Genomic DNA, 26,348 nt, shown 5'->3' with positions numbered 1-26,348 from the left:
TAAAACCGGTGGGCCGATATCAAGACCTGAGCTGTTCGGGCGTGTAGAGCAGCTCACATCACGCGAGGACTTGCCAGGTCGCCATGCTCTTTATCAACTTTGAGAAGCCGCATCGTCTGCGCCCGCAAGGCATCGCCAGTATTGACGATAACGATCCTCTGCTGTCGGAGTACGCTGAGGCGCAACTGGTCGTCCGGGTGAGCGTGACTGAATTTTTCGTAACTGCCCGCCCACGCTATGTACACCGATACAAAAAGATACAACCGTCAGAATTTGTGCCTCGCTCGACATGCGAAACGCCTTTGGCCCCCTGGAAGCGTGTCGATGATACACAGGCCTCTTTACCCGCGAAGGACCGCGCTCGCGTCGAGCGAGAAGGCAATCTGCTCTCGCGAGCAGAGTATGAAAAGTACCTCAGTGACGTTGGGAGCCGCGAGACTTAAGCCGCGTGACTGACGATACGAGAACGTAGGGCACGACCGCCGATGAGATGATCGAGTAAAGGCATTTTGCTGCACTGCATGAGTCCGAAAATGGCCCTTAGCCGGAGTCGATTGAGCGCTTGTCATATCGGCTGTCAGGGGCAAACTGGACGCCGATCCAACTTGGTCTCCACCGCTGCTTATGACCCGAAACGGACATTGCCTCTAGCCCAAGGGTTATTCAGCATGCTTTGATGGATCTGCCAAAAGCGAACGTCGGGGCAAGCAAATGCGGTACCTAGTATTGGGTGCGGGCGGCACCGGTGGCTATTTCGGCGGCCGCCTCGCCGAGAGCGGAGCTGATGTTACGTTTCTCGTCCGCGACGGGCGGCGCAAGAGTCTTTCCGAGCAAGGGTTGCGGATCGAGAGCCCGTTCGGGGACGCACAAATAGCAGTGAAGACAGTGGTCGCGGCAGAGGTGGCGCCGGTCTATGACGCGGTGATCCTGACCTGCAAGTCATATGATCTCGATGCTGCAGTTGCGGCAATCGCACCCGCCGTAGCGTCGAACGGCTATGTCCTTCCATTCCTGAACGGCATTGCGCATATCGACGTCCTGAATGAGAAATTTGGCCGGCACCGTGTGCTCGGTGGCACGGCAAAGATACAGGCGACGATCATGCCGGATGGCGCGATCCGGCAGTTCAACGACTGGCGAACGCTTACCTTTGGCGAGCAATCGGGGGAGATGACGGAACGCGTGAGAGCATTGGCCGCGCTGTTCGAGCCTGCGAAGGGAGTGGAGGTCTTCGTGGTCGCCGATATCGTTCAGCGAATGTGGGAAAAGCTGGTTCACCTTTCGACCGCAGCCACCATGACCTGCCTGATGCGGGCAAATGTCGGCGAGATTGTCCGCACCCCTTATGGTCGTGAGCTTTTTTTGGATCAGCTTCGCTGTGGCGCTGCGATCGCTGCGGCCAACGGCCACGCGCCCAGCACGGCTTTCATGAAATCGTGGGAGGAAACGTTCTCCCAGCAGGACTCGCAGTATTCGACGTCGATGCTGCGCGACATCGAACGGGGCGGGCTGACGGAGGTGGAGCACATCCTCGGCTTCATGCTGGGCAAGGCGGAGCAAGCGAAGATACCGTGCAACACGCTGTTACTCGCCTACACCAACGTCAAGGCTTTCGAGCAACGGCGCGCCGCAGGGCGCTTATCCTGATTGCTTTACCGATGTCCGGTTCTGGCCCCAAGCTGACTTCCAGAGGCGAACCGGCCATGTCCGGCTTCGAAGTCAGAACGGCCATGGCCTGCTTCAGGAGCTGATCGATTGATGAGTGCACGCCTTGGCGCATCCGGAGTCACTGGGTACGCCGCAGGGTGCTGATTGCCGGGAAGCATTCCTTCCAACGCGTCGAACGGGCGCGTAACGGCCTGCGCGCGGGACGCGGTGTGAAGCTCGAGGATAACGATGCGGGCGGAGACCGGGCTCGCTCTATCCCACATGCCCGATCATGCCATCATGCGCCTGTTTTGCCCGACGGCGCAACGATCGTTTGCTCGACGGGTCAAACGTCTTCGCAGGACGTCTAAACCATTGATCCCGCTAGGGCCGGCTACTGTGCATGGGGTTGTTTTCGAATATTTTTGTTTGGGAGGCACGAAAGCATCGGGCTCTCATCCGCTACTTCATCACCCGCAGGCCTTTGGTCGTGAACCGCTGCGTCTTGCCGCCGGGACGAACGGGGCGCTTCGTGCCGGCGGCCTTGCCGGTGCCGGGCGGCTGGTGCGCGGGGACGAGCTGGTGGGGCTGCGAGCCGATCAGGTCGCGGCGGCCCATCTCGATCAAGGCCTCGCGCAGCACCGGCCAGTTGTCGGGATCGTGGTAGCGCAAAAACGCCTTGTGCAGGCGACGCTGGCGCAGGCCCTTGATCGCCTCGACCTTGTCGCTGCCGCCGTGGCGCACGCCGCGCAGCGGATTGACGCCGGTGTGGTACATCGCGGTCGCGGTCGCCATCGGCGAGGGCAGGAAGGTCTGCACCTGATCGGCGCGGTAGCGGTTCTTCTTCAGCCACAGCGCGAGGTTCATCATGTCCTCGTCGGTCGTGCCCGGATGCGCCGCGATGAAATAGGGGATCAGGTAATATTTCTTGCCGGCCTTTTCAGCCGCTTCATCGAACATCCGCTTGAACTTGTTGTAGGCGCCGATGCCGGGCTTCATCATCTTGTCGAGCGGACCGCGCTCGGTATGCTCGGGCGCGATCTTGAGATAGCCGCCGACGTGATGGGTGACGAGCTCCTTGATGTACTCCGGGCTCTCGACCGCGAGGTCGTAGCGCACGCCCGAGGCGACCATCACCTTCTTGATGCCTTTGGTCTCGCGCACCTTGCGATAGAGGCGGATCAGGTCGTCATGCGAGGTGTTGAGGTTCGGGCAGATCTCCGGGAAGACGCAGGACGGCCGGCGGCATGCCGCCTCGACCTTCGGGTCCTTGCAGGCCATCCGGTACATGTTGGCGGTGGGGCCGCCGATGTCGGAGATCACGCCGGTGAAGCCCGGCGTCTTGTCGCGGATGCGCTCGATCTCGCGCAGGATCGAGCCTTCCGACCGGTTCTGGATGATGCGGCCCTCGTGCTCGGTGATCGAGCAGAAGGTGCAGCCGCCGAAGCAGCCGCGCATGATCGTCACCGAGAATTTGATCATGTCCCACGCCGGGATCTTGGCATCGCCGTAGGACGGATGCGGCGCGCGCGCGTAAGGCAGGTCGTAGACCGCGTCCATCTCGTCGGAGGTAAGCGGGATCGGCGGCGGGTTGAGCCAGAGGTCGCGATCGCCATGACGCTGCACCAGCGGCCGCGCGTTGCCGGGATTGCTCTCCCGGTGCAGCACGCGTGAGGCGCGGGCATAGGCTTCCTTGTCCTGCTCGACCTGCTCCAGTGCCGGCAGCCGGATCACGGTCGCGCCCTTCTGGCGCGTTGCGCCCTCGTCGGCGGAATCGAGGTCGTCGGCGTGCAGCTCGGCGTAATCCGCAGGCACCTTGCGGAACAGCGCGACGCCCCTGATGTCGTCGAGCTCGCGCGGCGCTTCGCCGGCCGCGAGCCGCTGCGCCACCTCGACGACGGCGCGCTCGGCATTGCCGTAAAGCAGGAGGTCCGCCTTGGCGTCGGCCAGCACCGAGCGGCGCACCTTGTCGGACCAGTAGTCGTAATGCGCGATCCGGCGCAGCGAGGCCTCGATGCCGCCGAGCACGATCGGCACGTCCTTGAACGCCTCGCGGCAGCGCTGGGCGTAGACGACGGTGCAGCGGTCCGGCCGCTTGCCGCCTTCGCCGCCGGCGGTATAGGCATCGTCGCTGCGGATGCGGCGGTCCGCGGTGTAGCGGTTCACCATGGAATCCATGTTGCCGCCGGTGACGCCGAAGAACACCTTTGGTTTGCCGAGCGCCTTGAACGGCTCGGCCGAATGCCAGTCGGGCTGGGAGATGATGCCGACCCTGAATCCTTGCGCCTCCAGCAGGCGGCCGATGATGGCCATGCCGAAGCTGGGATGATCGACATAGGCATCCCCCGTCACCAGCACGATGTCGCAGGCATCCCAGCCGAGCGCGTCCATCTCGGCGCGGCTCATGGGAAGGAACGGCGCGGGCTTGCGCGGCCGGGCCTGGGCCATCAGGGGCTTTTCGGCGGTGATGATCTGGGTGTCCATGGCGGATACGCATAGGACTCCGGGGCCGCGAATACAACCGGCCGCTATGCCGCGTTCGCTGATTAAGGTTCCCGGTGACGCATAATTCAGCAGCACAGGCCGCGCCGGCGGCCCGGCTCGGCTCTGTGACGCCGTCCACATACCGGCCGGCCGCGCCGCGTCATCCTGCTCCCGGTTTCAAGGGAGAAGGTCCATGTTTCTGATCGACGCGTTGCTGGTCCTGGCGATGTTGTTCTTCCTGCTGCTGCCGGTCACCGATCGCAGGACGGTGCACATGAGGCTCTGCGCGTTCTTCGCATTGCTGGCTGTCTTCGCAGTTTCGATCGCCCATACCCCCATCGCGCCGATGCAACTTGCAGGCACCGTCCTGACGCATTGAGTGTCGCAATCGTCACATCTGCCAGCATTGTGGTTCACTCGCAGGAACCAACCGCCCTCGCGAACATTCTGACCCTGGCGCCTGCGCGAGCCCCCGCTCGCGCGCGCCTCGACAATTCCGGCACAGCGCCGCTGGCCGGATTTCTGCCCCGATGCTCGCTTCGGGGCGAGGGGGGCTTGTGAGCACGGTCATAGAGAACTTGCTGGCGCGAAAGCAGAAGCTCGTGGAGGAACTCGAGAAGGCGCAGGTCGTCCAGGATCGCGACAGGATCGAGCACCAGCTCGAGCAGATCAACACCGCGCTGGACTTCCTGGACAGGCCAGGATCGAGGGACGGGCAGTAGGCGCGCTCATTCCGCCCTCAGCGCTTCCACCTTCAACGCCTCCACCTTCAACGCCTTGGCATAGACCACGCCCGAATTGGTGATGTGCGTCGTCATCAGCTGTTCGAAAGCGGCGAACTCGCCGCGCGCGAACAGGGCCAGCAGCTTGCGGTGCTCGTCGAAGGACGTGCGAGTGCGCACGTCGATCGGCGAGGTCAAATTGGTGCGGAGCGCGGCGACGCGGCCCGAGACGAGCTGGTAGGATTCGATGAGGTAATTGTTGCCGCAATGGGCGAACAGCGCCTCGTGGAACGCTGCGTCGGCGCGGCCATAGGCGATGTTGTCCCTGGCCGCGACGGCAGGCTCCATCGCCGCGATCGCATCGCTCATCGCGGCGATCGCACTGTTGCGATCATGGCGAAAGGCCAGCTCGGCCGCCTTGGGCTCGAGCGCGATGCGGAAGGTGCAGAGCGCGGTGATGTCGTCCGCGCTCGGCGTGAACACGAAGCTGCCGACCTGCGGGCGGATCACCACGAGCCCCTGCGCCTGCAGCTGGCCCATGGCCTCGCGCACCGGCGTGCGGCTGACGCCGAAGGAGTTCGCCACCATCTCTTCCGAGATCGCTGCACCCAGCGCGAACTCGCCGTCGATGATGGCCTGCCGCAGCCGCTGCATCACCCGCTGCGACAGCGATTTCGGCGTATCGAGCTTGAGCGTTCGCATGCGCGCTCCCGCTCAGATCACCTTGCCGGGATTGAGCAGATGATCCGGATCGAGCGCCGCCTTCAGCGTCCGCATCAGCGCGATCTCGGCCTCGCTGCGGGCATGCCCCAGCCATTTCTTCTTCAGGGTGCCGATGCCGTGCTCGGCGGAGACGCTGCCGCCCATCTCGCGGACGAGACCATAGATGATCGTGTCCATCTCCTCCTTTGGCTGCTGCTCGACCGTGAGGCCGGTGACCCAGGAGACCAGATGCAGATTGCCGTCGCCGATATGGCCGTAATAGACGCTCTCGCAGCCCTTGATGCCGGAAGCCAAGCCCGCCTTGCAGCGCGTGACGAACTCGTCCATCCGCGACACCGCAAGCCCGATGTCGTAGGAGATGTGCGGGCCGAGCACCTGGCCGAACTCGGCGCAGATGTCGCGCACGCGCCAGAAGCTCTGCGTCTGCGCCAGCGACTGCGCCACGGCGGCATCGGCCAGCAGCCCGCGCTCCATCAGCTCCTCGAGCCAGCTCTGGAAGCGCGGCGCATCGACGCTCTCGTCGGTGCCTTGCGCCTCCACCAGCACGTAGAGACCGTGGCCTGCCGCGACCGGCGGCTTGACGCCGGCGCGATTCGTGATGACGTCCCAATAGTCCGGCCACATCACCTCGAAGGCCGACAGCAGCGGGCCGAGCCCCGAACGCGCGGCATCGAGCAGCGCGATCACCGCCGCATAATCCTTCAGCGCGCAGAGCGCCGCCATGGTCGAGCGCGGCTTGGGAAACAGCTTCAGCACCACGCGGGTGATGATGCCGAGCGTGCCTTCCGAGCCGATGAACAGATGCTTCAGATCGTAGCCGGCATTGTTCTTCATCAGCTTGTTGAGATTGGTGATGATGGTGCCGTCCGGCAGCACCACTTCGAGGCCGAGCACCAGCTCGCGCGTCATGCCGTAGCGGATCACGCGATTGCCGCCGGCATTGGTGGAGAGATTGCCGCCAATGGCGCACGAGCCGCGCGAGCCGAGGTCGAGCGGAAAGAAGAAGCCGGCCTCGTCGGCGGCCTTCTGGATCGTCTCCAGCGGCGTGCCCGCCTTCACGGTCATCGTCATCGACGCGCGATCGACCTCCTCGATGCCGGTCATGCGCTCCAGCGAGATCGCGACCCAGCCGGCTTCGGGCGATGCGCCGCGGCACAGTCCGGTCAATCCGCCCTGCGGCACGAACGGCAGGCGCGCCTGCCGGCAGGCGTGAATCGCATCGGCAACGCCTTGCGCATCGGTCGGACGGATCACCGCGCGCGGCGTCTGCGGCAGGCTCGCGCTCCAGTCGTTGCAATTGCGCGTCGGCACGTCCGCGCCAACAAGCACGGCCGCCGTGCCGAGCCGTTCGCGCAGCGCGCCGAGCAGTTGGTCGGGTCGTTCGACGGGGGTCACCATGTTCATGCGAGGCCTCCTTAAGGATTTGGCTGCGCCTCATGCGCACCGCGACGATGGAAAGGGTTTGCGCCCGTCTTGTATGTAAGGTACAAGATGAAAAGTAAAGCAAAAACATGGCCCCGTCCGGCTGAGAAGATCGTTATGGATCAGAGGCTTAGCCGGCGGCCGCAGCAAAGGGTGGTGTAATGACGGAGGCGATTCGCGGGTTCTGGGTGGCGTCGGCGACGCCGCTGGCGACGGACGGCAGCGTGGACTCCGCAAAGCTCGCTGCGCACGCCAGGCAGCTCTTCAGCAAGGGCGTCGATGGCGTCGTGCTGTTTGGCACCACCGGCGAAGGCACCTCGTTCAATGCCGCCGAACGTATTGCGACCATCGAGGCGCTGCTCAAGAACGGCATCGCTGCGGACCGCATCGGCATCGGCGGCGGCTTCCCCGCCATCACCGACAGCATCGCGCTGACGCGCGCCGTGCTCGGCCTCGGCGTGCGTCACGTGCTGCTGTTGCCGCCTTACTTCGATCGCAACGCCACACCCGAGGGCATCGAGGATGCCTTTGCCGCGATCATCGACGGCGTCGCCGACGATCGGCTGCGCGCGTCCCTCTATCACATCCCGCAGGTCTCGGGCGTCGCGATCCCGACGACAGTCGCCGCAAGCCTGCGCAAGCGCTACGGCAAGGTGGTCGCGGGCCTGAAGGACTCCAGCGGCGACTTCAAGCAGTTCCAGGCGTTCCGCGCTGCCGCGCCAGAGCTCGCCATCACCGTCGGTAACGAAGCCGATATCACCCGCGCGATCGCCGCCGGCGGCGCCGGCACCATCTGCGGCATGGCCAATGTCGTGCCCGAGCTGGTGAAGGGCATGGTTGACGGTAAGGACGTCGAAGCGCGCATGCAGGCCGCGATCGATGTCGTGGTGAAGACGCCATCCCTGGTCGCGACATTGAAGGCGATCCTCGCGGCGCAGACGGGTGATGCCGGCTGGCTGCGCGTGCGCCCGCCGCTCCGCGCCCTGTCCGACGGCAGCGCGTTCAAGCGCAAGCTCGACGAGTTGATCGCTCCCGCCATCGCGTGAGATCGCGCAACATTGCGACATGCTCGCTGCGAGCTCTCGCGCAGCGTGTCGCAATTGCTGCGAGATCAATCGGAGATTGATGCTCGGCGCTCCTCTGCGCTTAGAACGATTCAACACTAGAGCGATTCAAGCTCCGCTACGGTTCTCCTCGATCCCGGCGACTGTTACACGCGCACACTTCAACGTTCTTGACTTGAAGTGGAATGAAAGTGCGTGCCTTCGTGGATGGCCAGCGCGACAGCGGCCATCGAACTCGTGCCGGCAAGAGCCGTGCAGGTCTTCTCATCGGTGCAGCGGTGCTGCTCATTGAATATCCCACCAACACGGCGAGCGCGCAGGCGCAATCGACACTACCGCCGGTGACGGTGGAAGCGCCGGCGCCGCGGTCGAAGCCGGCACGTGCATCGGAGGGGGCACCACGCCGCACGCAAGCCGCCGCGCGCCAGCGCAGTCGCAATGCCACGGCCGCGCCCGCGGTGCCGACGCTCTCGGAGCGCGCCGCCGCGGAAGCTGCCGCGCAACAGGCCGCAAAGCTCGGTTACCGCGCGATGCCGAGCGCGACAACGTTGCGCAGCGGCGCCTCGCCGCTCGACACGTCGCAGTCCGTCAACATCGTGCCGGCGCAGGTGTTAAAGGATCAGCTCCCGCGCAACATCGACGATGCGCTCATCAACATCTCCGGCATCACCCAGACCAACACGCTCGCCGGAACCCAGGACGCCGTCATTCGCCGCGGCTTCGGCGACAACCGCGACGGCTCGATCATGCGTAATGGCATGCCGCTGGTGCAGGGCCGCAGCCTCAATGCCGCGGTCGAAAGCGTCGAGGTGCTGAAAGGGCCTGCCTCGCTGCTCTACGGCATCATGGACCCCGGCGGCATCGTCAACACCATCAGCAAGCGTCCGGAGCTCTATCAGCACGGCTCGGTCACGCTGCTCGGCTCGACCTACGCCAACAACCGGAACGGCGCCGACGGCACGCTCGACATCACCGGTCCGATCGGCGATGGCGGTCTTGCCTATCGCTTCATCGGCTACGGCGTCAGCGAAGACTATTGGCGCAATTTCGGCCGCCACAGGGAAATGCTGGTGAACCCGTCGCTGGCCTGGTACGGCGAGACCACGACGGTCCAGCTCACCTATGAGCATCGCGAATTCATCTATCCGTTCGACCGCGGAACGGCCTTCGTCAACGGCGCTCCGCTGGCAATTCCGAAGACCCGCCGGCTCGACGAGCCCTTCAACAACATGTGGGGCACCTCGGACCTGATACAGGGCTCGGTCGAGCAGAAGCTCGACGACAATTGGAAGGTCACGGCAGCCTACAGCTACAACACCGAGACCTACAGCGCCAATCAGCTGCGCATCACCAACGTCAATGCCAAAACCGGCATCGAGACCCGCAGCAACGACGGCACCCGGAACTCGCTAAGCAACGCCAGTTACGGCACCTCTTATCTGCAGGGTGACGTCTGGGTGGGCGGCTTCCGCAACGAGATTCTGTTCGGCGGCGAGGCGCTGTATCGTACCATCGATCGCCACGACCTGATCCGCCAGGCGACCCCGAGTTTCAATTTCTACAACCCGGTCTACGGGCTGGTTACACCCGGCACGACCGTTTCGGGGGTCGACAGCGAGCAGACCGACAAGCTCGGCACCCGCAGCTTTTTCGCCCAAGACACATTCCACGTGACCAACTGGCTGTCCGTGGTCGGCGGCCTGCGTTGGATGGAATATGAGCAGCTTGCCGGAAAGGGCCGGCCGAACTTCATCACGAACACGAATCTGGCGGGCGACAAGGTGCTGCCGCTCGGCGGCATCATCTTCAAGCTGAACGATCAGCTCTCGTACTACGTGAGCTATACGCAGTCGCTGAAGCCGACTTCGACCATCGCGCCTTTTTCCGGTGCTCCCACTGGTTTCGTCGTCGACTCCACGATTGCGCCCGAAGAGGGAACGCAATGGGAGACCGGCGTCAAATTCGACGTCAACAAGCGGTTGTCCGGCACTTTGGCGATCTACGACATCGAGAAGAAGAACGTGCTGGTCCGCGACGATCTCGGCAACAACAACATTGCGATGCGGACGTCCGCGAAGGCGCGGTCGCGTGGCGTCGAATTGGACGTGACCGGCAAGCTGACCGACGATTGGAGCATAATCGGAAGTTACGGCTACACCGATGCGCGTCTGGTCGGCGATCCCATCAACGGTGACGCCAAGCTCCTGAATGCCGCGATGAACACGGCCTCGCTCTATCTCGTCTACGATTTCGGCGACAAGCTGCCCGGACGCCTGCGGCTCGGCGGCGGCGCGCACTATGTCGGTGACCGCCCGGGCGACTCCGCCAACACGTTCTTCTTGCCGGCCTATACCGTCGCAGACATCTTTGCGACCTACGACACCAAAATCGACAATCTGCCGGTGACCTATCAGTTCAACGTCAAGAACCTGTTCGACAAGGTCTACTATACGTCCACCACCGGAAGTGCCTTGAATGTCGCAATCGGCGATGCGCGCCGCGTGTCGCTGTCGGCGACGGTGAAGTTCTAGCCATGGCAGCGCGGCTGGGCCACACCATCAAGGCTGCCCTGTTCCAGGTCCATTCCATTGCGGGCCTGGTGCTCGCGCTGCTGCTTGCTCTGATCGCGCTGACCGGCGCGGTCATGAGTTTCGAGGACGAGATCGTCGATCATCTCAACGCCGGCATCATGCATGTCGCGCCGCGCGAGATGCCGGCACTGATGCCGGACGAACTGGTTGCCCGGCTGAAGGCAGGACAGGATCTCGGCGCGGTCTCGGCGGTGACGCTGTCCAGCGATCCGGCCGCGACGGTGCGTGTTCGCTTCGCGCGCGATGAGCAGGGCACGCGGCCGACGTCGCTCTATGTGGATCCCTTTGACGCCCATGTGCTGGGCTCGCCGCGCGGCGAAGAATTCTTCGCGACCGTGCGCAGGCTGCATCGCTGGCTGCTGATCCCCGGCGACGCCAAGGGATGGGGGCGGCAGATCACGGGCTTTGTCGCGCTCGGCCTGATCGTCATGCTGGTGTCGGGCCTCGTGCTGCGCTGGCCGCGCCGCGCCAGCAGCGTGAAGATGTGGCTCAAGCCCAACCTCGGTCTGAGCGGGCGCGGCCTGCACCGGTCGCTGCATGCGATCATCGGCACCTGGGTTCTTCCGGTCTATCTGGCGATGACGCTCACGGGCCTGTGGTACGCGTTCGACTGGTACAAGGACGGCGTCGTCTGGTTGCTGGCACGCCCGGAGGTCAGTGCTGCGAGGATGCAGCCCAAGATGCCCTCGAAGGCTTCGCGTGCGGCCGGCCATCCCGAGCAAGCCCGGCCGATCGGATTCGATCAGGCATGGACGACGTTCCAACGCGAGGAGGGCGGCCGCTTCTCCAGGGCCTTGCTGACGCTGCCGGCCGGCCCGGGCACGGTGATGCGGATCCGGTCGTGGGCGAAGGGCATGACGCTCGAGGCCACGCGCGACGAGTTTCGTATCGACGCCGTCACCGGTCAGTTGGTTTCCGCGGAGCGCTATGTCGACAAGACGTTCGGCGAGAAGACAATCGCGGCCATCTACGACATCCATCGCGGCGCGATCCTGGGGTGGCCGGGCAAGCTCGCGTTCATGATTGCCGCGGGCTTGATGCCGCTGTTCCTGGTCACCGGCATTTTGCTTTACCTCTCGCGCCGCAAGCTGCGGCGGCCCGCACAACCGCCGCTCGGGCATCTCGTTCCCGGCGAGTGAGCCGTCGCGCAGGCTAGCCAACACGCTCGCAATCGTTCAAAAGCCCATGGCACGTCCTCCTCAGGGTTCACGCCATGAAGCTTCCCACCGTCACCCCCGCCGATATCCGCCGCGCGCTGCTTCTGCGCGAGGAAATCGCGCTGCTCGATCTCAGATATGAGGCCGCCTTTGCCACCGGCCATCCGCTGTTCGCCGCCAACATGGCCGCGGACCGGATCGCGATCGAGGCCGAGGTGCGGCTGCCGCGCAAGGACGTGGCGATCGTGCTCTATGATGACGGTGAAGGACTGGTCGCGACCGGCGGCGAACGCCTTGCGGCGCTCGGCTACAGCAATATCAGTGGGCTCGAGGGCGGGCTGACGGCCTGGCGCGATGCGGGCTATCAAATGTTCGAGGACGTCAATTCCTATTCGAAGGCGTTCGGCGAGCTGGTCGAGGCGCGCCGCCATACGCCTTCGCTCAGTGCCGACGAGGTGGCAAAGCTGATCGCTGAGAAGGCCAACATTGCCATCCTCGACGTTCGCCGTTTCGACGAATATGCGACCATGAACATTCCAGGCTCGGTCAGCGTGCCTGGCGCGGAGCTGGTGCTGCGGGCAGGGCAGGCCGCGCCCGACCCTGAAACCACCATCATCGTCAATTGCGCCGGCCGCACCCGCTCGATCATCGGCACGCAGTCGCTGATCAATGCCGGTGTGCCGAACAAGGTGCGCGCGCTGCGCAACGGCACGATCGGCTGGACGCTGGCGCGGCACGCGCTCAATCACGGTGCCGACAGGCGCGGCGCCATCGGATCGTTCGAGGGCGGCCCGGCCAATGCCCGCGACGTCGCCTATCGCGCCGGTGTCCGCCACATCGGCGCGATAGAGATGATGGCGCTGCTCGCGGAGACCGATCGCACGCTCTATCGCTTCGACGTGCGCGACGCCGCGGAATATGCGGCCGGCCATCTCCCAGGCTTCCGTCACTATCCCGGCGGCCAGCTGGTCCAGGAGACCGACATGGCCGCGCCGGTGCGCGGCGCGCGCATTGTCCTGACCGACGACAAAAGCGTGCGCGCCGACATGACGGCATCCTGGCTCGCGCAGATGGGCTGGGAGGTCTATGTGCTTGAGGGCGGCTATGACGCCGCGCTGGACGTCGGCCCGCCGCTGGTGCTGCCAAAACCTGATCCGGCCCACCGCTACCGCCGTCCCTATGAGGGCACCGACGTCGCACAAGCCGCGATGCAGGCCTATCTCGATTGGGAATACGGCCTCGTCGAGCAACTCCGCCTTGACGGCACGCACGGGTTTTATGTGATTTGACGCGCGTGATCCGCGCGCTCCGCGTCAATACTCCATGACCGTCACCCTGAGGTGGCCGCTTCTTAGCGGCCCTCGAAGGGCGACGGCCCGGCTGGGGCCGTTCATCCTTCGAGGCTCCCGGCGCGATGCTGGGCATCGCGCCACTCGCACCTCAGGATGACGGGACGGCCGCTCTGAGCGTGGGAATGACGGAGCTGGTGGGATGCCAAGCACACCCGTCGCCCCCGCCATCTTCTCCCCGTATCCGACCCCTATTGTGCTTTGCACCGTCTGCGGTCTATGAGCTGCGGCAAAGCCGCCATTTCAGGAGATACTATGCCAGCCCCAGGCCAAAGCCCTGAGCGGAGCGCGAAGGCGCTGCTGCTCGAAGGCGTCAATGACAGCGCCGTGGACCTGTTCAGGAGCGCGGGTTTCACCAATGTCGAGCGGCTCACCAAGGCGCTGGACGGCGAGGATCTGCGCCGGGCGCTCAAGGGCGTGTCGCTGCTCGGCATCCGCTCGCGCACCCAGATCACCGACGACGTGCTCGCCGCCGCCGATGGGCTGCTCGCGGTCGGCTGTTTCAGCGTCGGGACCAACCAGGTCGATCTCCTGGCGGCGCGCAAGCGCGGTATTCCCGTGTTCAACGCACCGTTCTCAAACACGCGCAGCGTTGCCGAGCTCGTGATCGGCGAGATCGTGATGCTGCTGCGGCAGATCTTTCCGCGCTCGGTGTCCGCCCATGACGGCGGCTGGGACAAGTCCGCGGCCGGCAGCCGCGAGGTGCGCGGCCGCACCCTCGGCATCGTCGGCTACGGCAATATCGGCTCGCAGCTCTCGACCCTGGCCGAAGCCATGGGCATGCGCGTGATCTTCTATGATCGCACCGACAAGCTGCGCCATGGCAACACCGAGCCGGTCGAAAAGCTCGAAGAGCTCTTGGCGCAGAGCGACGTCGTCAGCCTGCACGTGCCGGAGACGCCGGAGACCGCCGGCATGATCGGCGAGAAGGAGCTGCGGGCGATGAAGCCGGGCTCGTTCCTGATCAACAACAGCCGCGGCACCGTGGTTGATCTCGATGCGCTGGCGCGCGCCTTGGGCGACGGTCACATCGCCGGCGCCGCCATCGACGTGTTTCCGGTCGAGCCGTCCTCGAATTCGGAGCGATTCAGGAGCCCGGTGCAGGGCCTTAACAACGTCATCCTCACGCCGCATGTCGGAGGCTCGACCGAGGAGGCACAGGAGCGCATCGGCGGCGAGGTCGCACGCAAGCTGGTCGATTATTTCATCACCGGTTCGACCATGGGCGCGGTGAACTTCCCGGAAGTGCAGCTGCACCTGCGTCCCTCCGGCGCGCGCTTCAGCCACGTCCATCGCAACGTGCCGGGCATGCTGCGGCGTCTGAACGAGGTATTCCTCCAGCGCGACATCAACATCGCCGCGCAATACCTGGAGACCGCCGGCGACCTCGGCTACGTCGTGCTCGATGCCGATCTCGGCGGCCAGGATTCGGGCGAATTGCTCCAGCAGATCCGCGCTCTCGACGGCACGGTCGGCGCAAGGCTGGTATTCGAGCACTAAAAGCGTTTTCGAGCGAAGTGGATACCGGTTCGCGTCAAGAAAACGCGTCCAACTGGAAACTAGGCTCCACGTTCCGGTTGCATCTTGTGGCAACTGCTCTCACACTGCGGTCGAATTCGACGTGGTCGAAAATCGCGTCGCATTTGAGCTTCAGTTGCGTGAGTGTCCGCCATGGAACGCGACGCCGTACTGATTGATCTCGCGCTTCAGGGCGGCGGTTCGCACGGCGCCTTCTCCTGGGGCGTGCTCGACCGTCTCCTTGAAGAGAAATGGCTGGAGATCGCCGCAATCTCCGGAACCTCCGCAGGCGCAATGAATGCGGCGGTGCTGGCGGACGGCTGGACCGCCGGCGGCGCCGAGGGCGCGCGTGAGGCGCTCGAACAATACTGGCGTCGTGTTTCGAAGGCCGCGGCTCTCAGTCCGCTGCAACGCTCGCCGCTCGACCGCTTGATGGGGCGCTGGACCCTCGATACGTCGCCCTTCTACATCCTCACCGATTTGATGTCGCGCGTGCTGTCGCCCTACGATCTCAATCCCACCGGCTACAATCCGCTGCGCGCGGTGCTGGCCGAGAGCATCGATTTCGAACGCCTCGTGCGCTCGCCGATCCAGCTGTTCATCACCGCGACGCGGGTGCGCACCGGGCGCGGCCGTATCTTCCGCAACGCGGAGATCACGGCCGATGTGCTGCTGGCATCGGCCTGCCTGCCGACCATGTTCCGCGCCATCGAGATCGACGGCGAGCCCTATTGGGACGGCGGTTTCGCCGGCAACCCGACGATCACGCCGCTGGTCCGCGAGAGCGACGCGCACGACACCATCCTCGTCCAGATCAATCCGACCGAGCGGCTGGAGGAACCGCGGACGGCTGCGGAGATCCTCAACCGGCTCAACGAAATCTCGTTCAACTCGCCGCTGATGAAGGAGCTGCGCATGATCGCGCTGCTGCGCCAGGCGGCGGATCCCGGCAGCGGCGAGGGCGCGCGCTGGGCGAAGATGCGCACACACCGGATCAAGAGCGACATGCTGGCGAAGTTCGGCGCCTCGTCAAAGCTCAACGCGGAATGGGAATTCGTCTCGATGCTGCGCGCCGAGGGGCGTATGGCCGCAGACGCGTTTCTCGGCGAGCATGGTGCCGACATCGGGCGGCGATCGACCGCCGATCTCGACGTCCTGCTGACGGAGTGCTGAGGCATGGGTCTCCTCGGCCTCCTCGTCGGGCTCGGCCTGCTCGTCCTGTTCGCCTTCCGCGGCTGGAGCGTGCTTCTGCTCGCGCCGTTCGCGGCCCTCGTTGCCGCGCTGTTCGGCGGTGAGCCGCTGCTCGCCAACCTGACCCAGGTGTTCATGGTGAACGCAGCGGGATTCCTGGCGCAGTTCTTCCCGATCTTCCTGCTTGGTGCCGTCTTCGGCAAGCTGATGGATGACAGCGGAGCGGTGACGTCGGTCGCAGGCTTCATGGCGGAGCGCCTCGGCGAGCAGCGCGTGATTCTGGCGGTCGTGCTCGCCGGCGCGCTGGTCACCTATGGCGGCGTCAGCCTGTTCGTCGCGTTCTTCGTCATCGTTCCCATGGCCCGTTCGCTGTTTCGCGCGGCTTCGATCCCGCGCCGTCTGATTCCGGCGGCGATCGTGCTGGGAACGTCGACCTTCACGATGTCGGCCCTGCCGGGCACGCCGTCGATCCAGAATGCGATCCCGATGCCGTTCTTCGGCACGACGCCGTTTGCCGCGCCGGGCCTCGGCATCATCGCCTCGCTCATCATGCTCGGCGCCGGATTGTGGTGGCTGCACCGTGCCGAAGCTGCGGCGCGCCGTGCCGGGGAGGGTTATGGCGACGATGCCGACGGTGCGATCGAGCAGGCCGCCGCCGACGAGCTCGTGCGCGAACGCGCGACGACCGCCCGCGAGTTCGATCCGGCGGAGCTCCAGCACGGTCATCGCAGCGACCGGCCTTCGCCCGTGCTGAACGCCATCGCGCCGCTGGTCGTCGTCGTCACCGTGAATCTGGTGATGTCGCTCGTGGTGCTGCCGCGGCTCGATGTCAGCTATCTCGCCGAGCAACGCTTTGGCGACACGACGCTCGCAGCCGTCGCGGGCGTGTGGTCGGTCGCGGTCGCGCTGGCGGCGGCCATCGCCACCACCATCGCGCTGAACTGGGCGCGCCTGCCGGCGCTGCGCAGGACCATGGATGCCGGGGCCAATGCGTCGGTCCTGCCTGCGTTCAGCGTCGCCAGCCTCGTCGGCTTCGGCGCGGTCGTCGCCGCGCTGCCGGCGTTCACGATCGTGCGCGACTGGGTGCTGGCGATCCAGGGCGGACCGCTGGTCTCGCTTGCCGTCGCGACCAATATCCTGGCCGCGCTGACCGGCTCGGCGTCGGGCGGTCTGACCATCGCCCTCGAGGCTCTCGGTCCGACCTATGTCGAACTTGCCGCGCGGACCGGCATCGACCTTGCGCTGATGCATCGCGTGGCGGTGATCGGCGCGGGGACCCTCGACATCCTGCCGCACAATGGTGCTGTGGTCAGCCTGCTCGCGATCTGCGGCCTGACCCATCGCGACAGCTATTTCGACATCGTCATGGTGGGCATCGTGACCTCGCTCCTGGCGCTGGTGGCTGTGATCGCCCTGGGCAACGCGCTGGGCTCGTTCTGACGGAAAGCCGGCGTCGGCGATTGACGAACGGGCGAAGGTTGCATTGAATGCGGCCAACTTTCGAACGCAACAGAACAAGCCGGGTGGAAACGATGAGGCGAAACAGAGCGAAGCTGTGTGCATGGCTCATGGGCACGGCGGCCGCAATGAGCGCGAGCAGCGTATCGGCGGTGACGCTGGCGGAGGATGCCGAGACGGTCTGCAAGGGGCTGGTCGGCGGCACCGATGCCGTGAAGATCGATGCCACGACGTTTCAGGCGCCATCGCAACTCGCTGTTGCCGAGCGCGGCCCGACGCCGTCGGGGCGCATCACCCCCGCCAACCCCGGATTCTGCAAGGTGCTCGGCCATATCGATCCGGTCGATCCCAAGGCGCCGCCGATCAAATTCCAGGTCAACCTGCCCGTCGAATGGAACGGGCGCTCGGTGCAATATGGCGGCGGCGGCTTCAACGGCGTGCTGATCACCGGGCTTGCGCTGCCGCCGGCCTATCCCTTCGACAAGCCGTCGCCGCTCGCGCGCGGTTTTGTGACCTACGGCACCGACTCAGGCCACGAGACAAAGCCGGGCGAGCTGCCGCAGCTATTCGCATTGAATGACGAAGCCTTCGAGAATTTTGCCCACCGCGCCTACAAGAAGGTGCGCGACGCGGCCGTGACGCTGATGGAGCGCGCTTACGGCAAGAAGCCGGAGAAGATGTATTTCATGGGCTCGTCCGAGGGCGGCCGCGAAGGCCTCACCATGGCGCAGCGCTACCCTGATGATTTCGACGGCATCTTCGCCCGCGTGCCCGTCATCAACTGGGTCGGCCTGCAGCATGCCGGCACCCGGTCAGGTCTCGTGACCATGGGCGAGGGCTGGATCAACCCGGCGCAGGTCAAGCTCGTCGGCGAGGCCGTGCGCGCGGCGTGCGACAAGGCTGACGGTTCCGACGATGCGCTGGTGCAGGATCCCGTCACCTGCAAGGCAGTGTTCAAAGTCGAGACGCTGCGCTGCGGGGCCGGCAAGAGTGGCGATCAGTGTCTCACCGATCCTCAGATCAAGGCGATCAACACGCTGCATGCGACCTACAAATTCCCGTTCGTGCTCGCCAACGGCCTCGACGACTATCCGGGCTGGGGCGTGTCGGGGGAGGACACGCCGGCGGCCGGCCCGACCGGCGGCTGGGTGTCGTGGTGGCTCGGCACCGCGCCGCCGGCGCAGCCGCCCGCGCCCAACAACGGCATCGCCTGGATCTATGGCGCCGGCGGCATTCAATATGTGTTCGCGCGTGACCCCAAGCTCGACGTCACCACCTACAAACCCGAGGACCACAAGGCGCGGCTGCTCGAGGTCTCCAGCCTGATGGATTCGACGAATCCCGATCTCAGCCGCTTTCGCGAGCGCAAGGGCAAGCTGATCATCCTCGAGCACATGGCCGACTATGCGCAAAGCCCCTATGCCGGCATCCGCTATTTCGAGAGCGTCGAGCGCTTGATGGGGACGGCGACGGCGGCGCAGTTCGCGCGGCTCTACACCGCGCCCGGTGTCGATCATGTCGGCTCCGGGGCGCCCGCCAATGTCGACATGCTCAGCGTGCTGGTCGACTGGGTCGAGAAGGACCAGGCGCCCGGCGACTTGGAGGTCACCGAGCAGAAGGTCGAGGCGCCGTCGTTTGCGGTAGCCCGGTCGCTGCCGCTGTGCCGCTGGCCGGCCTGGCCACACTACAAGTCGGGACCGGTGACGGAGGCGTCGAGCTATTTCTGCGCGCAGTGAGACGGCTCTTCACCTCTCCCCGCTTGCGGGGAGAGGTCGGATTGCTCCCGGCGATGCGAAGCATCGTCCGGCGCAATCCGGGTGAGGGGGGGTACAGGTCTCTCGATAGATCTCACGTGTGGAGAGAGCCCCTCACCCCGACCCTCTCAGCGCGAGCGAAGTTCGTCGCGGCCCCGTAAGAACGGGGAGAGGGAGAGGAAGCGCGCCTAATGCGCACCACCTCCACCCGCCGCCTTCACCCGCCGCGTCAGCAGCACTGCGATCGCGGCGAGCACCAGCACCACGCCGATCACGGCAAAGGTGTCGGAATAGCCCATCACCAGCGCCTGGCGCTTCACGGTCTTGCCGAGCGCGATGATGGCCTGCTCGCGTGCGGCATTGGGGTCGGGGACGCCGTGGGCCATGAAGTAATTGGTCATCTGGGCGATCCGATCACGGACCTCCTCGCGGCCGAGCGTGACCGAATGGCCGATGATGTTGGAGTGGAACTGCTCGCGCTTGGTGACGATGGTCGCCAGCACCGCGGTGCCGATGGCGCCGCCGAGGTTGCGCATCATGTTGGAGATGCCGGAGGCGGCGGGCGCATCCTGCGGCGCGACGCTGCCGAGGCTGAGCGCCGAGAGCGGCGCGAGCGTCAAGGCCTGGCCCACGGCACGCACCACGTTGGGGATGAAGAACTGGTCGCCGGAATAGTCGAGCGACATCTCGATATTCAGGAAGGAGCTCGCAGCGAACAGCAGCAGGCCAACGGTTGCGATATAGCGGGCGTCGAAACGCTGCATCAGCTTCGGCACCAGCGGAATCAGCAAAAGCTGCGGCAGGCCGGTCCAGGCCAGCACGTTGCCGATCTGCTCGGCATTGTAGCCCTGCACCTGGCCGAGATAGGCCGGCAGCAGATAGACCGAGCCGAACAGCGCGAAGCCGAGGAACACCGCCGCGACCGTGCCGATGCCGAAATTCCACTGCGTCAAGAGGCGCAGACGCAGCAGCGGCTTCTCGACCACGAGCTCGATATAGATAAAGAGCGACAGGCTGATCGCGGCGATGACTGCGAGCCGTACGATGAAGGGCGAGCCGAACCAGTCGTCCTTGTTGCCTTCCTCGAGCACGGCCTGAAGCGAGGCAAGGCCAATCGCCATGGTCGCGATGCCGAACCAGTCGCCTTCACGCAGCAGACCGAGATTCGTCGGCTGGCGCTCCAGGGTGAAGAAGAGGATGGTCACCATGATGGCGGTGGGCAGCACGTTGACATAGAAGATGGTCTGCCAGCCGTAATTCTCGGTGAGATAGCCGCCGATGGTCGGGCCGATCGCGGGCGCAAACGTCACCGCGAGCGAGAACATGGCAAGGCCGATCGGCTGCTGGCCCTTCGGCAGCTTGGTGAAGACCAGCGTGAACGCCATCGGGATCAGCACGCCGCCGAAGAAGCCCTGAAAACCGCGCATCGCGATCATCGAGGGCAGGTCGTGGGTGAAGGCACAGGCGACCGAGAACGCGGCGAACAGCGACGCGAAGCTCAGCATGATGTTGCGGAACGAGAATACCCGCGACAGGTAGTCGGTCAGCGGGATGACGATGATCTCGCCGATCAGGTAGGACGTCGAGATCCAGGATCCGTTGTCGGCGCCGGTGCCGATGCCGCCCTCGATGTTGAGCAGCGAGGCGTTGGTGATCTGGATGTTCAGGATGGCCATGAAGGCGCCGATCATCGCCGCGAACACGGCGATCCAGATCGTGGCGCTGGCCCGATTGGGGTCGGCAGCAACGCGCTCAGGCGTCGCGGCCGGAATTGCTTGTGCTGGCGTCGATATTGAGAGGCTGTTTGACATGGCACGACCCTCCGGAAACAGGTTTTGCTTTGGGCGTCGCTGCCGCCTGGGCGGTCGGCGCTGAGCGCGTTGCGATCGTCGGGATCACGGACATGCCGGGCCGCAGCGCGATCGCGGGCGCGGTCTCGGCGTCCAGCGCGATCTTCACGGGAATGCGCTGCACGATCTTGGTGAAATTGCCGGTGGCGTTGTCAGGCGGTAGCAGCGCGAACTCCTAGCCGCTGGCCGGCGCGATGGAATCGACATGGCCGTGCACGAGCTGGCCCGGGAACGTGTCGATCTCGATCTCGACGCTCTGTCCGGCGCGGACATGGGTGAGCTGGGTCTCCTTGAAATTGGCGACTACATAGGCGCCCGTGGCCGGCACGATCGACATCAGCTGCGTGCCCGCCTGCACGAACTGGCCGACGCGCAAGGTGCGGTTGCCGACGACGCCGTCGATTGGCGAGACGATCGTGGTGTAGCCGAGATTGAGCTCCGCCTGCTGCTGGACCGCAGCTGCGCGCGCGGCGGCGGCCTTGGCCTGCACGATCTCGGCCTTGAGGAGATCGACCTGCTTCTGTGCGGAGACGAGGTTGGCGTTGTCGCGCGCGATCGCGGCGTCCGCACCGGCATCGCGCGCCTGCGCCTGCTGCGCATTCTGCACGCTGCCATAGCCGGTCCTGGCAAGATCCGTGTAGCGCCTGTTCTCCTGCTGGGCGAAGGTCTTCGCGGCGGTGTCGACATCGATGGTCGCCTTCGCGGCTGCGATCACCGCTTCCTGAACCTCGAGCTGGGCCTCCTTGCTGACGACCGTCGCGTTCGCCGCCTGCACGTCGGCCTTGGCCTGATCGAGCGCGACGCGGAAGTCGCGGTCGTCGATCCGGGCCAGCACCTGGCCGGTCTTCACATGCTCGTTATCGCCGACCAGAACGCGGTCGAGATAGCCGCTGACCTTCGGCGCGATGGTGGTGTTGTCGGCCTTCACATAGGCGTCATCGGTGGAGACGAGGTATTGGCCGACGGTCCAGTAATCGTAGCCGTACCAGCCCGCGCCGGCGAGGGCGGCAGCGGCCACGCCCGCCAGCAACAGCTTGCGAAGGTTCAGCTTTCGGCGCGGGGCGGGGACCGGCGCTGGGGGCAGAATGCCTTCGGGCGGGCTGGTCGGCACCACGATGGTTTCACTCTTGGACGGGTTGGTGTGCACGGTCATGGCCGGCTCCCTGAATTAGGAAACTTGACGATTTCCAAAATAGGACTAGCTTGGGGAGAGTCAATGGAATGACAGGCATCATCTAAAAACATGGCTCAGGCAAAACCGTCATCAGAAAGCCGCCCGCGCGGGCGGCCGCCGGTACGCAGCGACGACGAGACGAAGCGGATCGTCATCGAGGCGGCACGGCACGCCTTCGCCGTCGATGGCTACGCAGCAACCAGCACCGAAGAGCTGGCGCGCGGCGCCGGCATCTCCACCAAGACTCTCTATCGGCTGTTCCCGGGCAAGGCCGCGCTGTTCGAGGCGATGTGCGCGGACCGGCTCGACCGGTTGCTGTCCGACGTCAATCTTCAGGCCAACAACCAGGCCGATATCGAAACCAGCCTGGCTGCCGTGCTTGTCGCCTGTGCCGATCTCGCGCTCGATCCAGAGGTTGTGGCGCTGCAGCGTATGGTGCTGCAGCAGTCAGCCACGTTTCCCGAGCTTGCCGCGAATTTCTACAGGGACGGCATCGCCCGTACAGCGGCGGCGCTCGCGGGCTGGCTCCGCGATCAAGTCAAGAAGAAGCGCATCGCACTCGATAACGTCGATGAAGCCGCCGGGATGATGATCGGCATGATGGTCTCAGCGCCGCAGCGCGCGGCGATCTACGCCAGCCTTGCACTGCCCTCGCGCAAGGAGATCGAGAGGCGGGCGAAGGTATGCGCCGCAATTCTGCTCGACGGCTGTCGCGGGCCGTCGTCGGGCAGTTAGCTCCGGCAGGTTTTGACAATCGGCCAGCGCTCGGTTATATGCTTCGCATGCGAAATAAATCGTCCGAGGCGAGGCATCACCGGCTGATCTACCTGCTCAACGTCGCGCAACGCCGGTTGCAACGCTGGATGGCAGCGCAGCCGTCGAGCGAGGTGACGCCGGCGCAGGCCGGCCTGCTGTTCATCCTCGGCAAGCAGGATGGCGTGCTGATGGGCGAGGCGGGCGCAGCGCTCGACATGGGACCGGCCGGCATCTCCGGGCTTGTGGATCGCACGGCAGCCGCGAGGCTGGTCGAGCGCCGGGCCGATCGCGAGGACGGACGCGCTTTTCGCGTGTGGCTGACGCCGAAGGGGCGCGCCGCGCTGGCGCAGGCGAAGACCGACGCGGCCAGGATCAACGCGGCGCTGACGGACGGATTTACCGCTGCGGAGATCGACATCGTCGCGCGCTGGCTGACGAGTGTTCAGGACAAGTTTCCAAGAGACCCAGAGGAATAAGGAGAGAGCAATGACCGAGCATGTGCGAGTTGAGAACGACAACGGAATTCTCACACTTACGCTGGCGCGCCCCGACAAGAAGAACGCGCTGACCGATGCGATGTACGGCAAGCTCGCCGATACCATCGAATTCGCCGAGTTCGATCCGTCCGCCCGCGTGATCCTGATCCGGGGCGAGGGCGACATGTTCACCGCCGGCAACGATGTCGGCGAGTTCGCGGCGGTCGCATCCGGCAAGTCGGAAGGCAGCCGCAATGTCATCCGCTTCATCCAGTCGCTGGCGCGCTGCACCCGGCCGCTGGTCGCGGCCGTGCAGGGCCGCGCTGTCGGCGTCGGCACCACGATGCTGCTGCATTGCGACCTCGTCGTGCTCGCCGATAACGCGCAATTGTCGACGCCCTTCGTTAGCCTCGCCCTCGTGCCGGAAGCCGCGTCCAGCCTCTTGATGCCGGCGCGCATCGGCTATGCGCGCGCCTATGAGATGTTCGCGCTCGGCGAGACCGTGCCGGCGAAGGCCGCGCTGGAATGGGGCCTCGCCAACCGCGTCGTCCCGCTCGACAGGCTCGATGCCGAGGCGCTCGCGCTGACGCAGCGACTCGCCCGCCAGCCGGCCGGCGCGCTCACCGCCACCAAGAAGCTGATGCGCAACGGCGAAGCGCTGGTCGCGCAGATGCAGGCGGAAGGCGAGCAGTTCGCGCAGCGCCTGCGCACGGCCGAGGCACGTGAAGCTTTCACGGCGTTCGCCGAGCGCCGCGCGCCGGATTTCACGAAGGTTGCGTAATGGAACCTGGCCGCGTGGACGTGCGGCAGGCCGGAAAGCTGGCATTTGACTACAACCTTAACGAAACATTGGCATGTCGCGATGCAAGGTGGCCGCTATCGACGAATAGGCCCCCTTGCTCATGGCAATTCTTAAGAAATCGGTAAGCACGCTGCTTCTGGTGCTGATGGCGCTCCTGGCTGCCGGTGCGCTGACCAGCACCGCGATCCAGATGGTCGGCGCCTTCGGCCGCTATAGCGAGAGCCTGGAAACGGCCCGCCTCGCGGCCGCGGACAAGGCGATCTTCCATGGCGTCCTGGCGCTTCGCAACAATCGCGGCGACGCCCAGAGTGCCATCCTTGGCGAGGACGATCCCAAGGCAAAACTCGCCGAGGCCGAGAAGGCCGAGCAGTCCGGCTATGACGGCATCATCGCCGCGCTCGCGACCGTCGATTTCGTGCGTCGCGATGAGCTCGCCAGCACGCTGAAGCAGCGCTGGAACGACGCCGCGCCGCAGTTCCAGCTGTTCTACGACGAAGCCAAGCGTCCGCGCGCCGAGCGCAAGATCGAGCGGACCAATTCCTGGTACGATGCCGTCACCAAGGTCATCGACACCGCGAACCTCGCGTCCGCCGCGGTGTCGAACCGCGCCTGGATGAACGATCCCTACATCGCCCGCATGATCCAGGTCCGCCGCTTCGCCTGGCAGGTGCGCGACCGCTATGGCATCCACTGCTCGTCGCTTCGCTCGAACGTCAACAGCAGCAAGCCGCTCGACGACGCCCAGAAGCGCTCGGTGGCGCAGTGGGATGGCACCATCACGTCCGGCTGGGCAGGCATGGCGGAGCTGCTGGCTGCGCCCGATGTGACGGCTGAGCTGGTGACGGCTGCGTCGGACGCGAAGGCCAAGACCGACGGCGTTCTCAAGCAGATCAACGACCTCACCAGGAATTTCGACGGCAGCGGCAAGCCCGCGATGTCCGCCTCGGAATGGAATGTGCTGTGCCAGTCCCCGTTCGCGCCCATCGTCGCCATCGCGAACAAGGCCCTCGACCAGTCGATCGCGCGCGCGGAGACGATCCAGGCCAAGGCCCTCACCAATCTCGTGGTGCAATCGCTCGCGTTCCTGCTGGCGCTCGCCGTGACCTTGGCCGGCGTCTATGTGGTGCGCAGCCGCCTGATGCGGCCGGTGCGCGCCATTCTGGACGCCATCGCGCGGATCGGCGCGCGCGATTATGCGACACCGGTTCCGCAGTCCAAGTATCCCGACGAGTTCGGCACCATGGCGGCAGCGCTCGAAAGCCTGCGCGAAAGCGCGGCGACCGCCGAGCGTCTCGGCCAGGAGCGCGAATCGCAGCAGGCGCTGCAGCTCGCCCGCTCCGGCACGGTGGATGCGGCGTGCCGCAGCTTCGACGACACCGTGCAGGCCGTCATTCACAGCGTTGCGGCGTCGGCCAAGGAGCTCGATACGACGGCAACGGGCGTGCGCTCGCTGGTTGCGGAATCCAGCAGCCAGACCGCGGCGGTGTCCTCCGCGGCCGAGCAGGCCACCAACAATCTCGAGACCATCGCGGCCGCGACCGAGGAGCTCTCGGCCTCCGTCGGTGAGATTTCCGCGCAGGTGCAGTCGAGCGCCCGCGAGGCCCGCGATGCCGTGGCGCAGGCCGAGCAGACCAATGCGACGGTCGAGATCCTCGACCAGACCGCGAGCCGCATCAGCGAAGTCGTGAAGATGATCCACGCCATCGCCGGCCAGACCAACCTGCTGGCCCTGAACGCCACCATCGAGGCCGCGCGCGCGGGCGAGGCCGGCCGCGGCTTTGCCGTGGTCGCCGGCGAGGTCAAGAGCCTCGCCGCGCAGACGGCGACGGCGACCGAAGAGATCTCTCGCCAGGTCGAGGAGATCCAGGGCGCGACCGGCCAGGCGGTGACCGCGATCCGCGCCATCGGCGGCGCCATCAGCGGCATCGATGAGAAGATGACGGCGATTGCCGCCGCCGTCGAGCAGCAGCGCGCCGCCACCACCGAGATCTCGCGCAATTTCCAGCAGGCCGCCCAAGGCACCCGCGAGGTCACCGACACCATCGGCAGCGTCGCGAGGCTCAACCAGGAGACCGGCAACGCCGGCACGGTGCTGTCGGAATCCGTGAAGAACATGTCGGCCGATGCCGATCGTCTCCGCGTCGCGGTCGAGGGTTTCCTCGGCGCGGTGAAGACCGCGTAATTTCGCTCATCCTCCATCCTGACGTCGC

General features: G+C 65.4%; 20 protein-coding genes and 1 pseudogene. 16 read left to right on the top strand and 5 right to left on the bottom strand.

Translation table 11 applies throughout. The features are described from left to right. Positions 1 to 83 precede the first annotated feature (83 nt). Together N2603_RS41855 and N2603_RS41850 are read left to right on the top strand one after the other, a co-directional pair. Positions 84 to 443 carry a hypothetical protein gene (locus N2603_RS41855; protein WP_260386781.1) on the top strand — a complete coding sequence of 120 codons (360 nt, stop codon included), beginning with the start codon at positions 84 to 86 and terminating at the stop codon, positions 441 to 443. A 268-nt stretch (positions 444 to 711) separates the two neighbouring features. Beyond that, complete coding sequence (locus N2603_RS41850; protein ID WP_260386780.1) at positions 712 to 1,647, top strand: 2-dehydropantoate 2-reductase; 936 nt, start codon at positions 712 to 714, stop codon at positions 1,645 to 1,647. A gap of 462 nt (positions 1,648 to 2,109) precedes the next feature. Here N2603_RS41850 and N2603_RS41845 read toward each other — a convergent pair whose 3' ends face one another. Next, positions 2,110 to 4,131 (bottom strand): YgiQ family radical SAM protein, encoded by a 2,022-nt coding sequence (locus tag N2603_RS41845; protein ID WP_260386779.1) that lies wholly within the window; start codon positions 4,129 to 4,131, stop codon positions 2,110 to 2,112. A gap of 193 nt (positions 4,132 to 4,324) precedes the next feature. On the opposite strand from N2603_RS41845, the gene N2603_RS41840 reads away from it, so the two are divergent. Continuing rightward, complete coding sequence (locus tag N2603_RS41840) at positions 4,325 to 4,510, top strand: hypothetical protein (protein ID WP_260386778.1); 186 nt, start codon at positions 4,325 to 4,327, stop codon at positions 4,508 to 4,510. A gap of 178 nt (positions 4,511 to 4,688) precedes the next feature. Next, positions 4,689 to 4,853 (top strand): hypothetical protein, encoded by a 165-nt coding sequence (locus N2603_RS41835; RefSeq protein WP_167526360.1) that lies wholly within the window; start codon positions 4,689 to 4,691, stop codon positions 4,851 to 4,853. A 6-nt stretch (positions 4,854 to 4,859) separates the two neighbouring features. Here the strand turns inward: N2603_RS41835 and N2603_RS41830 are convergent, their stop codons facing one another. Both N2603_RS41830 and N2603_RS41825 read right to left on the bottom strand, forming a co-directional pair. Then, positions 4,860 to 5,555, bottom strand: a complete 696-nt coding sequence (locus tag N2603_RS41830) for a GntR family transcriptional regulator (RefSeq protein ID WP_260386777.1) — start codon at positions 5,553 to 5,555, stop codon at positions 4,860 to 4,862. 12 nt (positions 5,556 to 5,567) lie between these two features. Next, positions 5,568 to 6,980 (bottom strand): FAD-binding oxidoreductase, encoded by a 1,413-nt coding sequence (locus N2603_RS41825; RefSeq protein ID WP_260386776.1) that lies wholly within the window; start codon positions 6,978 to 6,980, stop codon positions 5,568 to 5,570. A gap of 179 nt (positions 6,981 to 7,159) precedes the next feature. On the opposite strand from N2603_RS41825, the gene N2603_RS41820 reads away from it, so the two are divergent. The 8 genes from N2603_RS41820 to N2603_RS41785 all read left to right on the top strand — a co-directional run bounded on the left by N2603_RS41820 (position 7,160) and on the right by N2603_RS41785 (position 19,062). After that, positions 7,160 to 8,044 (top strand): dihydrodipicolinate synthase family protein, encoded by an 885-nt coding sequence (locus N2603_RS41820; protein WP_260386775.1) that lies wholly within the window; start codon positions 7,160 to 7,162, stop codon positions 8,042 to 8,044. Between the two features lie 203 nt (positions 8,045 to 8,247). Then, positions 8,248 to 10,593 carry a TonB-dependent siderophore receptor gene (locus tag N2603_RS41815; protein WP_260386774.1) on the top strand — a complete coding sequence of 782 codons (2,346 nt, stop codon included), beginning with the start codon at positions 8,248 to 8,250 and terminating at the stop codon, positions 10,591 to 10,593. Between the two features lie 2 nt (positions 10,594 to 10,595). Further along, entirely contained in the window at positions 10,596 to 11,792 is a 1,197-nt protein-coding gene (locus tag N2603_RS41810) for a PepSY-associated TM helix domain-containing protein (protein WP_260386773.1), read from the top strand. A gap of 74 nt (positions 11,793 to 11,866) precedes the next feature. After that, positions 11,867 to 13,099: a rhodanese-like domain-containing protein gene (locus N2603_RS41805; RefSeq protein WP_260386772.1), complete on the top strand. Its 1,233-nt coding sequence runs from the start codon at positions 11,867 to 11,869 to the stop codon at positions 13,097 to 13,099. Between the two features lie 315 nt (positions 13,100 to 13,414). Then, the gene (gene serA, locus N2603_RS41800) at positions 13,415 to 14,659 is read left to right on the top strand and encodes a phosphoglycerate dehydrogenase (protein WP_260386771.1); all 1,245 of its coding nucleotides are present in this window, start codon (positions 13,415 to 13,417) and stop codon (positions 14,657 to 14,659) included. 171 nt (positions 14,660 to 14,830) lie between these two features. Next, a complete protein-coding gene (locus N2603_RS41795; protein ID WP_026312516.1) occupies positions 14,831 to 15,850 on the top strand; it encodes a patatin-like phospholipase family protein in 1,020 nt (339 codons plus the stop codon). A gap of 3 nt (positions 15,851 to 15,853) precedes the next feature. Continuing rightward, positions 15,854 to 17,308, top strand: coding sequence for a GntP family permease (locus N2603_RS41790; protein WP_260386770.1), 1,455 nt, complete (start codon positions 15,854 to 15,856; stop codon positions 17,306 to 17,308). Between the two features lie 92 nt (positions 17,309 to 17,400). Next, positions 17,401 to 19,062: a tannase/feruloyl esterase family alpha/beta hydrolase gene (locus N2603_RS41785; RefSeq protein ID WP_260386769.1), complete on the top strand. Its 1,662-nt coding sequence runs from the start codon at positions 17,401 to 17,403 to the stop codon at positions 19,060 to 19,062. A 206-nt stretch (positions 19,063 to 19,268) separates the two neighbouring features. Here N2603_RS41785 and N2603_RS41780 read toward each other — a convergent pair whose 3' ends face one another. Together N2603_RS41780 and N2603_RS41775 are read right to left on the bottom strand one after the other, a co-directional pair. Continuing rightward, on the bottom strand, positions 19,269 to 20,891 hold the full coding sequence (locus tag N2603_RS41780; RefSeq protein ID WP_425248960.1) for an MDR family MFS transporter: 1,623 nt from the start codon (positions 20,889 to 20,891) through the stop codon (positions 19,269 to 19,271). Beyond that, positions 20,833 to 22,083 (bottom strand): annotated as a pseudogene (locus N2603_RS41775) (HlyD family secretion protein). Before N2603_RS41775 ends, N2603_RS41780 begins: the two are co-directional and overlap by 59 nt. Before the next feature lie 90 nt (positions 22,084 to 22,173). On the opposite strand from N2603_RS41775, the gene N2603_RS41770 reads away from it, so the two are divergent. The 4 genes from N2603_RS41770 (at position 22,174) to N2603_RS41755 (ending at position 26,320) form a co-directional block, all read left to right on the top strand. Then, entirely contained in the window at positions 22,174 to 22,839 is a 666-nt protein-coding gene (locus N2603_RS41770; RefSeq protein WP_260386768.1) for a TetR/AcrR family transcriptional regulator, read from the top strand. 47 nt (positions 22,840 to 22,886) lie between these two features. Next, positions 22,887 to 23,336: a MarR family winged helix-turn-helix transcriptional regulator gene (locus N2603_RS41765; protein ID WP_260386767.1), complete on the top strand. Its 450-nt coding sequence runs from the start codon at positions 22,887 to 22,889 to the stop codon at positions 23,334 to 23,336. Positions 23,337 to 23,346: 10 nt separating this feature from the next. Then, positions 23,347 to 24,117: an enoyl-CoA hydratase gene (locus tag N2603_RS41760; RefSeq protein WP_260386766.1), complete on the top strand. Its 771-nt coding sequence runs from the start codon at positions 23,347 to 23,349 to the stop codon at positions 24,115 to 24,117. Between the two features lie 121 nt (positions 24,118 to 24,238). Next, positions 24,239 to 26,320 (top strand): methyl-accepting chemotaxis protein, encoded by a 2,082-nt coding sequence (locus N2603_RS41755; RefSeq protein ID WP_260386765.1) that lies wholly within the window; start codon positions 24,239 to 24,241, stop codon positions 26,318 to 26,320. Positions 26,321 to 26,348: the final 28 nt, after the last annotated feature.

It is taken from the genome of Bradyrhizobium huanghuaihaiense (genome assembly GCF_025200885.1).
In the GTDB taxonomy this organism is placed as follows: Bacteria; Pseudomonadota; Alphaproteobacteria; order Rhizobiales; family Xanthobacteraceae; genus Bradyrhizobium; species Bradyrhizobium huanghuaihaiense.
The sequence above is the reverse complement of the archived record's forward strand: the minus strand, read 5'-3'. Positions and strand labels throughout refer to the sequence as shown.

What these genes read in the sequence shown, in the direction of transcription:
- N2603_RS41810 (WP_260386773.1), top strand. Translation starts at nt 10,596, where the DNA reads ATGGCAGCGCGGCTGGGCCACACCATCAAGGCTGCCCTGTTCCAGGTC.
- serA (WP_260386771.1), top strand. Translation starts at nt 13,415, where the DNA reads ATGCCAGCCCCAGGCCAAAGCCCTGAGCGGAGCGCGAAGGCGCTGCTG.
- N2603_RS41830 (WP_260386777.1), bottom strand. Translation starts at nt 5,555, where the DNA reads ATGCGAACGCTCAAGCTCGATACGCCGAAATCGCTGTCGCAGCGGGTG.
- N2603_RS41790 (WP_260386770.1), top strand. Translation starts at nt 15,854, where the DNA reads ATGGGTCTCCTCGGCCTCCTCGTCGGGCTCGGCCTGCTCGTCCTGTTC.
- N2603_RS41845 (WP_260386779.1), bottom strand. Translation starts at nt 4,131, where the DNA reads ATGGACACCCAGATCATCACCGCCGAAAAGCCCCTGATGGCCCAGGCC.
- N2603_RS41820 (WP_260386775.1), top strand. Translation starts at nt 7,160, where the DNA reads ATGACGGAGGCGATTCGCGGGTTCTGGGTGGCGTCGGCGACGCCGCTG.
- N2603_RS41760 (WP_260386766.1), top strand. Translation starts at nt 23,347, where the DNA reads ATGACCGAGCATGTGCGAGTTGAGAACGACAACGGAATTCTCACACTT.
- N2603_RS41755 (WP_260386765.1), top strand. Translation starts at nt 24,239, where the DNA reads ATGGCAATTCTTAAGAAATCGGTAAGCACGCTGCTTCTGGTGCTGATG.
- N2603_RS41780 (WP_425248960.1), bottom strand. Translation starts at nt 20,891, where the DNA reads ATGTCAAACAGCCTCTCAATATCGACGCCAGCACAAGCAATTCCGGCC.
- N2603_RS41850 (WP_260386780.1), top strand. Translation starts at nt 712, where the DNA reads ATGCGGTACCTAGTATTGGGTGCGGGCGGCACCGGTGGCTATTTCGGC.
- N2603_RS41770 (WP_260386768.1), top strand. Translation starts at nt 22,174, where the DNA reads ATGGCTCAGGCAAAACCGTCATCAGAAAGCCGCCCGCGCGGGCGGCCG.
- N2603_RS41795 (WP_026312516.1), top strand. Translation starts at nt 14,831, where the DNA reads ATGGAACGCGACGCCGTACTGATTGATCTCGCGCTTCAGGGCGGCGGT.
- N2603_RS41815 (WP_260386774.1), top strand. Translation starts at nt 8,248, where the DNA reads ATGAAAGTGCGTGCCTTCGTGGATGGCCAGCGCGACAGCGGCCATCGA.
- N2603_RS41825 (WP_260386776.1), bottom strand. Translation starts at nt 6,980, where the DNA reads ATGAACATGGTGACCCCCGTCGAACGACCCGACCAACTGCTCGGCGCG.
- N2603_RS41840 (WP_260386778.1), top strand. Translation starts at nt 4,325, where the DNA reads ATGTTTCTGATCGACGCGTTGCTGGTCCTGGCGATGTTGTTCTTCCTG.
- N2603_RS41805 (WP_260386772.1), top strand. Translation starts at nt 11,867, where the DNA reads ATGAAGCTTCCCACCGTCACCCCCGCCGATATCCGCCGCGCGCTGCTT.
- N2603_RS41855 (WP_260386781.1), top strand. Translation starts at nt 84, where the DNA reads ATGCTCTTTATCAACTTTGAGAAGCCGCATCGTCTGCGCCCGCAAGGC.
- N2603_RS41765 (WP_260386767.1), top strand. Translation starts at nt 22,887, where the DNA reads ATGCGAAATAAATCGTCCGAGGCGAGGCATCACCGGCTGATCTACCTG.
- N2603_RS41785 (WP_260386769.1), top strand. Translation starts at nt 17,401, where the DNA reads ATGAGGCGAAACAGAGCGAAGCTGTGTGCATGGCTCATGGGCACGGCG.